The organism is Vibrio splendidus, assembly GCF_003345295.1.
In the GTDB taxonomy this organism is placed as follows: Bacteria; Pseudomonadota; Gammaproteobacteria; order Enterobacterales; family Vibrionaceae; genus Vibrio; species Vibrio splendidus_K.
Genome location: NZ_CP031055.1, coordinates 2,006,004 through 2,019,500, shown reverse-complemented (window position 1 = coordinate 2,019,500; position 13,497 = coordinate 2,006,004). Strand labels below are relative to the sequence as shown.

Below are 13,497 nucleotides of genomic sequence, written 5' to 3'. Positions count from 1 at the left end.
ATAGACAGGCAAAGCATAGATTAACTTTCAGCAGATATGAAAAACTGTCAGTTTGCTTATTTACTACTTCGTCATAAAGCGTACAGAATCAGATGTATTTTTCTTTCGAGGGTAGGAGATTGTTTTGTTTGAACAAATTCTATTGCAGAAATTTAAAGAGTACAAAAAGTGATAAAAATTTGAAATACATTTGGTCTTGGTACGTTCTGTATACTTAACAATCTAGGAGTATCGATTGTTAAGATAATGATTCAAGCAGAAAACTAAGGAGTTAGCTATGAAAAATTTATCGTTGATTGCTGCTATTGCTACTGCAAGTCTTATCTCCTTTCAGGCGTCAGGAGCCGGCTTTTACAACAGCACAGCTGTTGAATCCAAGATGATTAAAGGGGAAATCGTATCTACACAAAGTCAAGCTTATGCAGATGGCAAAAAGATGTGGAGTGACTTAAGTGACAAAAAGTCTTTCGAATTGAGTCAAGTTCTTCTCCAATCCAATGACAAAGTAGACGTCAAGTCGTTTGAACTAAGGAATGGCTCCGTTGAAGTAAAAGAGTTCTTGGATTCTTCGGGTACTATAAGCTTTGTTCCTATGGTTAAAGTTGATTACAGATACAATTACCGTCCGTCTTTATAATGTTCGTTACGCTAGCTCTCTAGGTCTGTAGAGAGCTAGACTTGTCTATATAAAAAAACCGCAGTAAATGCGGCTTAGTTATGTATACAGTTTTGTACTGACAATGTTAATTGACGCGATTGATAAGCTCTTCACGACGCTGCTGCGGTATAACAGACCAATGTGTGCCATTGATCGCGCCTTCTAGCGCCCAAAGTAGTTCAATACTGACAGAAGACGCATGTGATTCTTTGATGGCGTTAAATGCGTTTACAGAGCCAGATTCATATAAACGTTCTACGGAATCGATCCCTGCTTTTTTCAACATACGCTCAGTGGCGAGTCGAAGGTTGGGCAGATCTTTGAGTCGAGTAGGCTTAGCTGAAGATTGCTCAGCTTTTTCTTCTTTAGCAAAACCCAGAGACGTCGTTGCAAGCTGCAAGATTTTCTCTTGGTCTTGCCACAGGCCTTCGGGTAAAGCGAAATATTTAGTAACGACAGGGAAACCACGTTTTTTGTAGACGTACGGTTGAAACCCTTGTTGTTCGAACTGTTTCGTTGTGCATTTGTCTGCTCGTATGTGCAGCTGGTCATTTACAACCAGAGCAAACATAGTGTCATCAGCAAAAAGACCGAAGCCACCAAACATCGAGCGTGATTTTATTTTTCCTAGGGATTCAAATAATTTCATTGAATCCTTTAGTATCGGTTTATCCATGTTATTTATCTCGGTGTATTTGAACTACGCCACCAAATAAGCAGGTCCGAGAGATTAGCAAAATGTTGCAATTAAATTGTCAATTAGCCGTAAATTACTAAATTATTAGTAGTTACTGCATTTTGCCATCGGTAACCCCGCTACCATACCAACGAGTGGTTTAGGCCGGAAGCTTTGCGTCTCACTCTTTCAAGTGATTTGCCCTGTGCGTGACTGATTGAATAGAATAAAGTTTTTGTTGAATGAGGCTCACACTTGTTATTTCAAAATGTGACATTGCTTCAATTAATGATCTTTCCAGTATGATACCAGGTTCATTCATGTTGTTGATAAAAAAAGCGCACCTAAAGGTGCGCTTAATTATATTAAACTGAATTTATCAATTAATTTAACGTTTTAACTGTGCTTCGCTCAACAATTTCAGGATGCATTTCGAACACACGCTTTTCATGGTCTTTATCTTTAATGCGTTCTAACAAAATTTCGAAAGCGTTCTTACCAACACGACGTTTGGGTTGGTGAACCGTTGTTAACGGCGGAGAGAAGTATTCAGCCAACTCGATGTTGTCATAGCCGATCACTGAAATATCTTCAGGGATACGGATTCCTTTCTCTTGCAGTCTGCTCATTAGGCCGAGTGCCATCGTGTCGTTAAAACAGAATACTGCCGTTGGGCGATCTACCATCTTAATGATTTTCTCTGCAGCAAGAACCGCAGTATCACACTCGAAGTTACCTTCAATGATCATGTTATCATCGGTAGCAATCTTAGCTTCGTTGAGTGCGCGTTTGTAACCCGCGATGCGTTCAACACATGCCGCTTTGTCTAAGTGGCCACTTAAACAAGCAATCTTGGAGTGACCGTGCTCAATGAGGTATTTGGTCGCTAGGTAACCACCTTCTTCAGAGTTGTCGATGATCTTATCTGCTTGAGAACTCTCAGGGCCCCAATCCATAATCACTTTAGGAATGTCAGCGTGACGGTCTAACATGCCTCTCAGTTCTTCAGTTAGGTCAGAACACATAACTAAGATGCCATCTACACGTTTCTCTGCAAGCATTCGAATGTAGTCACGTTGCTTCTCATAGATACCGCCCGTATTACACAGAATCAAAGTGTAACCTTGACGGTAGCAGTAGCTTTCAACACCATCGATAACTTCAGAGAAGAATAGGTTAGTTGATTGAGTAACTAGCATGCCGATAGTGCGGGTTGTATTGCACTTCAAACTACGAGCAACGGCACTTGGTGCATAGTTCAGTTCGTCTACGGCTTTATTTACTTTTTCTTGCGTCGCTTCTGCAACAAAGCGAGTTTTGTTGATTACGTGAGAAACGGTTGTTGTTGATACGCCTGCTAAGCGAGCGACATCTTTTATAGTGGCCATGGTTTTATCCTATTAGAAGCTACTTTCCCAAAGTACGGAATGAAGTAGCCGTTAAGCTACCTAACTAAGAGCTTAAATTTGTAGGGCTCTTTGGGTACTAAAGTGCTAAAAAACAAAAAACCGCTATTGAGCGGCTTGTCTTAACACCGAAATGCTCAAAACTATAATAAGCATAGCATTTCGTGAATGTTTCATATTTTATCGTTTGCGGTCACAATTTTAGACTGACTAGAAATTACTCGCAATAAAATTCACCCGGAAATCCGGGTGAATTGTCACATTCTTCTGAATTTATTTAACGAGTCATCCAATCAGCTTATTCACCAGCAAGGTATTGGGTGTCCAATTTGCAGAATGCAAGTAGCAGAGATGAGACTGATGCGTAGAAACCGAATTCGTCAACGTCATGACATTTAACGTTGAACTTTGGTACCCAAGTAAGAAGTTGTTGCTCGATAAATTGCTGTTGAACAGCGAAGGATTTTTCTAGCTCTTCTTCAAGCTCCGTTTCATTAGAACGGATGATCAAGTTGCCAAGGAAGTCGAGTTCGATAGCGATGTGGTCAGCTGGTTCTTTTAGGTCTTGGTTCACCACTAAGTTGTGCTTGGCCATGATCTCTTCCATATCTTTTGCTGGCTTATCATTCAAAAGGCCAGTCTCACCGATATACATAGAAGCGTAAGGAAGTGCGCCATGCTTATCTGTTTTTAAGAATAAGTCACAGAAGTCAGCAGACAATTCTAGTTGAGCATCCTCACGCGTTTGTAGGCGGTTTAGCGCATCCACTAGGCTATCGATCGCCGGTTTTAGTGTTTCATTTTCGCCTAAACCAGTTAGGAAAGAACGAATTTCAACAGAGTGGTAGTGATCGAGTTCTTCTTGAGTGAGCTCTTTAGCGAATAAGCTTGATAGCCACCAGTATATTTCTGCTCTTTGCTCGTTGAACGCTTTCGTATCTTTCATTTCTTAGATCCTGATTTAGTCTTGTGGTGTTACTTATATGCATCTTGAAGTTACTTGTGCAAAGCACACCAAGGCTGAATAACAAGGTTATTTGCGAAACGCAAAGTTACTCGTTAGTAGTAATGCCTATATTGAATTGCGATGGACGATAAATAGCAAGGTTTAAGATTGTCTTGTATCAAAAAAGATCCATGTTTCTGGCTTTTATCTTGTGTACCACTAGAATTGTTACGAGTTATGAATAGAATAGTCACTGAAACTATTAAATAAGAAAAGTGGTGTAGATGAGCTATCACGTATTAGTCGTAGAAGATGATGTGGTAACCCGCAGTAAACTGGTCGGATACTTCCAGAACGAAGGTTACACAGTAAGCGAAGCAGAAAGCGGCGCTCAAATGAGAAACGTGTTAGAAGATAATAACGTTGACCTCATTATGCTGGACATCAACTTACCAGGCGAAGATGGATTGATGCTAACTCGCGAATTACGCAGTCAATCAGACATTGGAATTATTTTAGTTACTGGACGCACGGATAGCATCGACAAAATCGTTGGCCTTGAAATGGGCGCTGACGATTACGTTACTAAACCCTTCGAACTTCGCGAGTTATTGGTTCGAGTTAAAAACCTACTTTGGCGCATTTCTGCCGCTCGTAAAACAGCAGCAGGTAAGGTTGAAGAGACTGAAGACGAATCTGTGGTTCGTTTTGGTGAGTGGACGTTTGATATCCCTCGTCGTGCGCTAAGCAAAAACGGCGAGCCGGTAAAACTGACTAAAGCTGAATATGAACTGTTGGTAGCGCTTTCTTCTTACCCTAACCAGGTATTAAGTCGTGAACGCATTCTGAATATGATCAGCCACCGAGTGGATGCTCCAAACGATCGAACTATCGACGTGTTAATCCGTCGTATGCGTGCGAAGATGGAGTTTGACCCTAAGAATCCACAAATTTTTGTAACGGTTCACGGTGAAGGTTACATGTTCGCTGGTGATTGATTTCCTTCGGGAGTGACCAATCAACAACGATATTTAAACGTAAAAGTCGAGACATCATTGATGTCTCGGCTTTTTTATTACTTAGCTTTTACTGTTTATGAACTGGAAACCTGCAAATTACTTGGTTAATCAGTCTTGCCTATCTGGCCGAGTCTACAGATAAGGCTATGTCTACAGATAAGGCTATGTCTACAGGTAAGATTATGTCTACTGATAAAATTCAGTTTACTGATTCGGCTGAGTTTATTGAGGCTGCGCCGCAGAAATACCACCGTCATCTTCAACTAAGCGAGATGTTTCAGGAATAACAATGGGTTCTTCAACGGTGTCATTGCTTGTATCAAGCCAATCACGCAGGCTTTGCCACATCAACCCCATTGTTTCGTGCCAGTAACGCTCAGTTTGCTCAAGGTAAAGAGCTTTAGGCATGTACTTATTCCAAGGTTCAACAATCCCTTCTTGTGCAAGGTAGTTGGTTGGTGCTGGTAATGGCCTCATGCCGGCAGCATGGAATTCATTCAATGCGCGAGTCATATGGCTAGCGGAAGTTACCAGTACCATTCTTTTATTTTTAACGAACGCAGCGGCTTGGCGGGCTTCTTCCCAAGTGTCTTTTGCTGTTTCAAGCAGAATGATATCGGGCTTTGAGACACCTAGTGCCAACGCAACTTTGGCCATCATTCTAGCATTGCTCACTTCAGTGCCTGCGCCATAGCCAGACAAAATGAGTTTTGCACCAGGGTAAAGGCGTAGAATACGAATCCCTTCACTTAAACGCATAAGACCGGTGCGACTAAGCTCAGATGTTGGTGGGATTTGGTCGTCTACGACGTGGCCACTTCCGAGAACCATCACGTAATCGACGGTTTCATCGACAGGTAAAAAAGCGGTGTGTTGCCTTTCCATTGGCATTAAAAGTTGACTAGAAACGGGCTGGAAAGCGATGAGGAAAATACCACAGAGGGCTGAAAGGGTGATTAGGCAACCCGTCTTCCTTTTGGTAGTAAACATCACTAGGGCTAAACCCAGAAAAGCGAGAATTAACATTGCTGGCAGTGGCATCAGTAACGAAGACACTACTTTTTTCAGCTCAAACATATCCGAATAGTCCGAAAAAACATCACTTAGTAGTAAAAAGAGACATCGCCTCTTTATTCCTGAAATTCCTGTGACAGAATAGCAGGCACGATAGGACATAATAACTCAAGTAGCCGTGACTGAAGACCGTAATTTCGACGATATTGCCCACAAATTTGCAAAAAACATTTACGGCTCTGACAAAGGAGAGATCCGTCAGTTCATCGTATGGGAAGATTTAGAACAAGCTTTGAGCAAATTTGAGCAATCAGCTTCGCCGCTGCATGTGCTTGATGCTGGAGGCGGCCTTGCGCAGATGTCGCAAAAAATTGCGTCGCTTGGGCATAACGTTTCTCTTTGCGACCTCTCTTCTGAAATGCTGAAGCTAGCAGAAGAAAGTATCAGTGAAGCGGGTTTGTTAGATCAATATCGATTCATCCATTCTCCGGTACAAAAAGTCGCAGAACATCTCGATGAAAAAGTCGATTTTGTGATGTTTCATGCCGTAATGGAATGGTTAGCCGATCCTAAAGAGACGCTTGATTTATTGCTTGAACAAGTTAAACCGGGTGGCGTTGCCTCGATAATGTTTTACAACCACCACGGATTAGTCCTGAAAAATGTGATTTGTGGCAACATTCCTCATGTATTGAATGGGATGCCACATCGAAAACGGTTTAAGCTGCAACCACAAAAAGGCTTGAAGCCGGAAGAGGTTTATCAATGGATAGAAGACGCTGGTCTAGAAATCTGTGGTAAATCAGGCATTCGCTCTTTCAGTGACTACATAGGTAATATGGAGTACATGGGTGATTACCAATTTGAAGATGTATTGGAACTAGAAAAACAGCTATGTCGCCAAGAGCCATATCTGTCGCTAGGCCGTTATATTCACGTTTGGGCTCAAAAACCTGCGCAATAACAGCGGTGAATGTGGTAAAAGAAGCCACAACATGCGCTATGCAATCGTAACAAGCCCGCGTCATAAAGAAATAGGCGTCATATCTAATACGTTCGATATGACGAAGAACAGTAACAGGAACCACAATGAGTGAAATGACTCAAACTGCCGAAGAGCAGCCAATTGATGAGTTGGTGGGCTGGGTCAAGCAGCATGATTTTTCATTAAACTTGCCACCAGAGCGTTTAGCATTTTTAATTGCTATCGCAGTACTAAGCAATGAAAGGTTCGATGAAGAGTTGGGCGAAGGTGAACTGCACGATGCATTTACCATTGTCACTCGACTGTTTGAAGATACTGGCGAAGCGTCTGCGTTTCGTGCCAACAATGCCATCAATGAGCTAGTTAAACAGAAGTTGATCAGCCGCTTTACCAGTGAAATCACCGATGGTGCGAGCATCTACCGCTTATCACCGTTGGCCGTTGGTATCTCTGATTATTACTTACGTCACCGTCAGTTCTCTAAATTAAAACTGTCTATTCAGCTTTCTATGGTTGCCGATGAGATGGCAAAAGCCATTGAAGCTGCGCAGAAGGGCGGAACTCCGGGGCATTGGAAAAAGAACGTTTACGGCGTGCTCAAATATTCAGTCGGTGAAATTTTCGATCAGATTGATCTTAACCAACGTGTTATGGATGAGCAGCAACAAACCGTTAAGCAGCAAATTGCCGACCTTTTAAATAAGGACTGGCGAGAAGCGATTAATAACTGTGAAGCTTTGCTATCAGAAACTTCTGCGACGCTAAAAGAATTGCAAGATACCTTGCAAGCGGCGGGTGATGAACTGCAAACCCAGATCCTCGATATTCAAGAAATTGTTTACGGTGACGATGAACTCGAGTTCGTTGGCGAAACCCTGTTCGGTTTACAAATGAAGCTTGACCGAATCACCAGTTGGGGTCAGCAAGCAATCGACTTGTGGATCGGCTACGACCGCCATGTTCACAAATTTATCCGTACCGCGATCGATATGGATAAAAACCGTGCCTTTAGCCAACGCTTGCGTCAGTCAGTCACAGACTACTTTGATGCACCTTGGTTATTGACTTACGCCGATGCTGAGAAGCTGACCGATCTTCGTGATGAAGCGCTCGTGCTTCGTGATGATGAAGTGATGGGACAAGCGCCAATCGACGTTGAGTACGAAGAATTTGAGCAAGTGAATGATCTGCTTTCAGAACGAATTGCAGAGATGTTAAAAGCTCACAAACAGCAAGGCGCGCCAATTGACCTTGGCCTTGTGCTACGCGATTACCTCGCAGCACACCCTCGCACACACCATTTTGATTTAGCCAGAATTGTTGTCGACCAAGCCGTGCGCTTAGGTTACTCAGAGTCTGACTATCAGGCTATTCAGCCGGATTGGCAGGCAATCAACGATTTCGGTGCAAAGGTACAAGCAAATGTCATTAACAAGTACTGATGATTACATGCCAGAGAAACTGGTAAAAGCGATAGCGAACCCGTTGTTCCCTGCGCTAGACAGCATGCTCCGTTCAGGTAAGCATGTTTCAACAGAAGACCTAGACAACCATGCGTTGCTTTCTGATTTTGAAGTTGAACTACAGCATTTTTACCAACGCTACAACACGGAACTGGTGAAAGCGCCTGAAGGTTTCTTCTACCTGCGTCCGCGTTCTACATCTCTGATTGGCCGTAGTGTGTTGTCTGAGCTAGACATGCTGGTTGGTAAGGTGTTGTGTTTCTTATACCTAAGCCCAGAACGTCTTGCTCATGAAGGTATCTTCACCAATCAAGAACTGTTTGATGAATTGATGTCGTTAGCGGATGAGAAAAAGCTCATGAAGCTAGCAACGAACCGCGCATCTGGTTCTGACTTAGACAAAGAAAAGCTCTTTGAAAAAGTACGTACTTCTTTGCGTCGTTTACGCCGTATCGGCATGCTGATTGCGATTGGTGAAACCGGCAAGTTCCGTATCAGCGAAGCGGTATTCCGCTTTGGCGCTGACGTTCGTGTTGGCGACGATATGAAAGAAGCGCAATTACGTCTTATCCGTGATGGTGAAGCTGTGGTTCATACCCAAGAACCTAACCAAGGCAGCTTGTTGAATGAAGAACAAGCAGAAGCGGTATCAGAACTAGAAGCAGATGTAGACGAAAACGGTCAACAAGACATTTTTAACGATCAAGCTGACTTTGACTTAGAGTCGAACGATGGCGAACAAACAAAAGTAGAAGGTGAAGCATGATTGAAAGAGGCAAGTATCAATCATTAACCATGATCAATTGGAACGGCTTCTTTGCTCGCACTTTTGATATTGATGGATTGGTTACAACGCTTTCTGGCGGTAACGGTGCAGGTAAGTCGACCACAATGGCGGCATTCATCACAGCATTAATCCCTGACCAAGGCCTTCTGCATTTCCGTAATACAACGGAAGCGGGTAGCTCGCAGTCATCACGCGATAAAGGCCTTTACGGTAAGCTTCAACCTGGCGCATGTTATGCCGCGTTAGATGTTGTGAACTCTCGTAACCAACGCCTATTGTTTGCGGTAAAACTGCAGCAAGTTGCCGGTCGTGACAAGAAAGTAGACATCAAACCGTTTGTTATCCAAGGCCTCCCAAGTCATGTGAAACCAACGGATGTGTTGATTCAAAATGTTTCAGACAGCCATGCTCGCGTGTGTCAGTTGAACGATGTAAAAGCTGCGGTAGCTCAATACGAGGGTGCTCACTTTAAAGCATTTTCTTCAATCGTTGATTACCACTCGCAAATGTTTGAGTACGGTGTGTTACCGAAGAAACTGCGTAACAGCAGCGATCGTTCTAAATTTTACCGTCTCATCGAAGCATCATTGTACGGTGGTATCTCAAGTGCAATTACGCGTTCTTTGCGTGATTACCTTCTACCGCAAAATGGCGGTGTGAAGAAAGCGTTCCAAGATATGGAATCAGCATTGCGCGAAAACCGTCTGACGTTAGAAGCGATCAAAACGACTCAGTCGGATCGTGACTTGTTTAAACACTTGATCACGGAATCGACCAATTACGTGGCAGCAGACTACATGCGCCATGCGAATGATCGTCGTAATAAGCTTGATCAAACCATGAAGTTCCGTGGTGAACTGTTTGGCTCTCGCGAAACTTTGCTTGACCAAAATAACCTGTTAAACCGCGTTCAAGAAGAACTCGAGCTGCTGGTGGATCAAGAGTCGGCATTAGAGCAAGATTACCAAGCGGCTTCGGATCATCTTCAGTTGGTTCAAACTGCACTTCGCCAGCAAGAGAAAATTGCTCGCTATAGCGAAGATCTAGAAGAGCTTAGTGAGCGCCTAGAAGAGCAGATGATGGTGGTTGAAGAAGCTCAAGAGCGAGTACTTCTTGCTGAAGAGCAGGCAACCATTACTGAAGAAGAAGTGGATAGCCTGAAAACTCAGCTTGCTGACTACCAACAAGCGTTGGATGTTCAGCAAACTCGAGCATTGCAATACCAACAAGCGGTTCAAGCATTAGAGAAAACTAAGCAGCTACTTGGTGATGAGTCTATTACTGCAGAAAGCGCATTAACTCTGGTTTCTGAGCTAAAAGCACAAGAAGAATCAAGCACTCAAACGTTACTGTCGACTAAGCATAAACTAGACATGTCTTCTGCTGCGTCTGCGCAGTTCGACAAAGCGCTCGCTCTTGTTAAAAGCATCGTTGGTGACGTTGAGCGTAAAGAAGCATCTAACAGTGCTAAGCAAGCTTTAGAAAAAGGCCGTAACGCAAAACACGTTGTTGAAAACGAACAACAGTGGCGTGCTCAGCACCGCGACATGGCTCGTGATGTGGCGCAGCAGCGTCAAGCAAAAGAGCTTGCGACTGAATACCAAAAGCACCACAACATCTCACTGACTGACGAAGCGGTTTTCGATGAAGAACGTGAACGCCATGCAATGCAGATCGAGTCTCTTGAGTACGCTCAAGAAGAGCTGCGTGAAGCGAAGAGTGAGCAACGTCGTGTGCAACAAAACCACGACCAAGAGATTCAAAAACTTGAGTCTATTGCTCCAGCGTGGATCACGGCGAACGACGCACTTGAAGCCCTAAGAGATCAAACAGATGCTGAGCTAGAAGATAGCCAAGCAGTAATGACTCAAATGCAGCAAGTGCTTGAAGACGAAAAGTCTCAAGCGGTAGCGAAAGATCAATTGGCGACGCGTCGTTCTGAACTTGAGCAAGAGATTGAACGCTTAGCTTCTCCGGGTGGCTCTAACGATCCTCGTTTGAAAGGTTTAGCGGATACACTGGGTGGCGTTCTGCTTTCTGAAATATATGACGACATTACCATTGGTGATGCACCGTATTTCAGTGCGATGTACGGCCCGGCTCGTCATGCGATTGTTGTGTCAGATCTTGATGGTATTAAAGAGAAGCTGGTGGATCTTGATGATTGTCCAGATGACCTTTACATCCTTGAAGGCGATGTCGATGCATTTGATGACAGCTCATTCAATGCTGATGAGTTAGAGGGCGCGGTGTGTGTTCAGCTGAACGATCGCCAAATGCGTTACTCTCGTTTCCCTGAGATTCCTCTGTTTGGCCGTGCGGCTCGTGAACAACGATTAGAGAAATTGCGTGAAGAGCGTGATGTTGTTGTGGAAAACCACGCGAAAGCGGCGTTTGATGCACAAAAGCTGAATCGCCTATACCAAGCATTCAATAGCTTTGTTGCTAAGCACCTACACGTTGCGTTTAACGCTGACCCTGAACAGGCACTAGTGTCTATTCGTGACAAGCGTAACCAGATTGTACGTTCTTTGGCTGAATTAAATTCTAAAGAGCAACAGCAACGTAGTCAGCTACTACAAAGCAAGCAGGCATTAGGTGCGCTAGACAAATTAGCACCAATGGTTCGTATTTTAGAAGACGAAACATTGGCTGAACGCCTAGCTGAATTAGAAGCGCAACTAGAGCGCTTGAGCGAAGCTAAGTCGTACTTGAACAACCATGGCAAGGCACTGGCGTCTTTAGAGCAGATCGTTTCTGCACTAGACGCAGACCCTGAACAGTTCGAGACACTAGAAGCACAATACCAACAAGCTGACCAAGCTCTACAAAGCCTGAAAGGTAAAGTGTTTGCTCTGTCTGACTTGATTGAACGTCGTCACTACTTTGCCTATGCGGATTCTGTTGATCTTCTAAACAAGAGCAGCGAACTGAGCGAGCAATTAAAAGCGAAATTGGTTCAAGCTGAACAAGCTCGAACTAAAGGCCGTGATGGCTTGAAACAAGCTCGTGAACAGATGAACCAGTACAACCAAGTATTGGCAGCACTGAAGAGCTCACATCAAGCGAAACAAGAAACGGTTCAAGAGTTCAAACAAGAGCTACAAGAGTTTGGCGTAAATGCTGATGAAGGCGCTGAAGAACGTGCTGTACGTCGTCGCGATGAACTGCACGAACGTCTGCATACTTCTCGTGGGCGTAAGAGCGAATACGAGCGTACGATTACATCAACTGAACTTGAGATGAAAGCACTGGCTAAGCGTCTTAAGAAAGTTCAGAAAGAGTATACAGAGCTTCGTACCTTCGTAGTTGCAGCAAAAGCGGGTTGGTGTTCAGTACTTCGTTTAGCTCGTGAGAATGACGTTGAACGTCGTTTACACAAGCGTGAACTGGCTTACCTAACGGCGGGCGAACTTCGCTCTATGTCGGATAAATCACTGGGTGCGCTACGTCTGGCTGTCGCTGACAATGACGACCTACGTGATTCGCTGCGTCTCTCTGAAGACAACGCGCATCCAGAACGTAAGGTTTTGTTCTACATTGCGGTTTACCAACACCTTCGCGAGCGTATTCGTCAGGATATTATTCGTACGGATGATCCGGTTGAAGCTATCGAAGAGATGGAAGTTGAGCTAGCTCGACTAACAGAAGAATTGACGCAGCGTGAAAATCGCCTGGCAATCAGCTCTGAGTCCGTAGCAAGTATCATCAAGAAAACGATTCAGCGTGAGCAGAACCGTATTCGAATGCTGAACCAAGGTTTGTCTAACATTTACTTTGGTCAGGTTAAAGGCGTACGTCTGAACGTTAAGATCCGTGAAAGCCACGAGATCTTGCTATCAGGGCTAGCGACTCAACAAGAGCAACACAAAGACTTGTTTGAATCAACGCGCTTTACCTTCTCAGAAGCGATGGCGAAGTTGTTCCAACGAGTGAACCCGCATATCGATATGGGTCAACGTTCTCCGCAAGTTCTGGGTGAAGAGCTACTTGATTACCGTAACTACCTAGAGCTGAGTGTTGAAGTTAACCGTGGTTCAGATGGTTGGTTACAAGCGGAATCGGGCGCACTGTCTACGGGTGAGGCGATCGGTACGGGTCAGTCAATCCTATTGATGGTTATTCAGAGCTGGGAAGAGGAATCTCGTCGACTTCGCAGTAAAGACATCGTTCCATGTCGTTTGTTGTTCCTTGATGAAGCAGCACGTCTGGATTCTAAGTCGATCTCTACGCTGTTTGAACTGTGTGACCGCTTGGGTATGCAACTTCTGATTGCAGCACCTGAAAACATTAGCCCAGAGAAAGGTACAACCTACAAACTGGTTCGTAAGGTCTTCAAAGACCACGAACACGTTCACGTAGTTGGCTTGCGTGGTTTTGCTCAAAACAAACCAGCATCTCCAGTTCAAGAGCTTATCGAAGAAACTGAGCAATAACTTTGATAGCCGAGTTATAACCTTGATAGCTGAGCTATAACCTTGATAGCGCACCTATAAGCTCGAAAGTGACTCAATGATATTTGTTCAAAGCCCCTAATCATTAG

The 13,497-nt window shown here is 44.0% G+C and carries 10 protein-coding genes and 1 riboswitch; of the genes, 6 read left to right on the top strand and 4 right to left on the bottom strand.

All coding sequences use genetic code 11. From position 1 onward, the window contains the following. Positions 1 to 277: 277 nt before the first annotated feature. A complete protein-coding gene (locus DUN60_RS08815; protein WP_017089562.1) occupies positions 278 to 637 on the top strand; it encodes a DUF3316 domain-containing protein in 360 nt (119 codons plus the stop codon). Positions 638 to 743: 106 nt separating this feature from the next. Here the strand turns inward: DUN60_RS08815 and DUN60_RS08810 are convergent, their stop codons facing one another. The 3 genes from DUN60_RS08810 to torD form a co-directional block, all read right to left on the bottom strand. Next, on the bottom strand, positions 744 to 1,334 hold the full coding sequence (locus DUN60_RS08810) for a TfoX/Sxy family DNA transformation protein (protein ID WP_004736448.1): 591 nt from the start codon (positions 1,332 to 1,334) through the stop codon (positions 744 to 746). Positions 1,335 to 1,461: 127 nt separating this feature from the next. After that, positions 1,462 to 1,547: riboswitch (cyclic di-GMP riboswitch) on the bottom strand. Positions 1,548 to 1,717: 170 nt separating this feature from the next. After that, positions 1,718 to 2,722, bottom strand: coding sequence for an HTH-type transcriptional repressor PurR (gene purR / locus DUN60_RS08805; RefSeq protein WP_065204902.1), 1,005 nt, complete (start codon positions 2,720 to 2,722; stop codon positions 1,718 to 1,720). 316 nt (positions 2,723 to 3,038) lie between these two features. Beyond that, entirely contained in the window at positions 3,039 to 3,686 is a 648-nt protein-coding gene (gene torD, locus DUN60_RS08800; protein WP_114633775.1) for a molecular chaperone TorD, read from the bottom strand. A gap of 284 nt (positions 3,687 to 3,970) precedes the next feature. On the opposite strand from torD, the gene torR reads away from it, so the two are divergent. After that, the gene (gene torR, locus DUN60_RS08795) at positions 3,971 to 4,684 is read left to right on the top strand and encodes a two-component system response regulator TorR (protein WP_054547289.1); all 714 of its coding nucleotides are present in this window, start codon (positions 3,971 to 3,973) and stop codon (positions 4,682 to 4,684) included. Positions 4,685 to 4,927: 243 nt separating this feature from the next. Here torR and elyC read toward each other — a convergent pair whose 3' ends face one another. Beyond that, positions 4,928 to 5,782 carry an envelope biogenesis factor ElyC gene (elyC, locus tag DUN60_RS08790; RefSeq protein WP_054547290.1) on the bottom strand — a complete coding sequence of 285 codons (855 nt, stop codon included), beginning with the start codon at positions 5,780 to 5,782 and terminating at the stop codon, positions 4,928 to 4,930. 115 nt (positions 5,783 to 5,897) lie between these two features. Between elyC and cmoM the strand changes: the two genes are divergently transcribed. From cmoM to mukB, 4 genes are all read left to right on the top strand, one after another. Next, entirely contained in the window at positions 5,898 to 6,683 is a 786-nt protein-coding gene (cmoM, locus tag DUN60_RS08785) for a tRNA uridine 5-oxyacetic acid(34) methyltransferase CmoM (protein WP_114633774.1), read from the top strand. 125 nt (positions 6,684 to 6,808) lie between these two features. Continuing rightward, positions 6,809 to 8,146 carry a chromosome partition protein MukF gene (mukF, locus tag DUN60_RS08780; protein WP_017078171.1) on the top strand — a complete coding sequence of 446 codons (1,338 nt, stop codon included), beginning with the start codon at positions 6,809 to 6,811 and terminating at the stop codon, positions 8,144 to 8,146. Continuing rightward, complete coding sequence (gene mukE / locus DUN60_RS08775) at positions 8,127 to 8,933, top strand: chromosome partition protein MukE (protein ID WP_114633773.1); 807 nt, start codon at positions 8,127 to 8,129, stop codon at positions 8,931 to 8,933. Before mukF ends, mukE begins: the two co-directional genes overlap by 20 nt. Then, on the top strand, positions 8,930 to 13,390 hold the full coding sequence (mukB, locus tag DUN60_RS08770; RefSeq protein WP_114633772.1) for a chromosome partition protein MukB: 4,461 nt from the start codon (positions 8,930 to 8,932) through the stop codon (positions 13,388 to 13,390). Before mukE ends, mukB begins: the two co-directional genes overlap by 4 nt. The last annotated feature ends 107 nt before the right edge of the window (positions 13,391 to 13,497 follow it).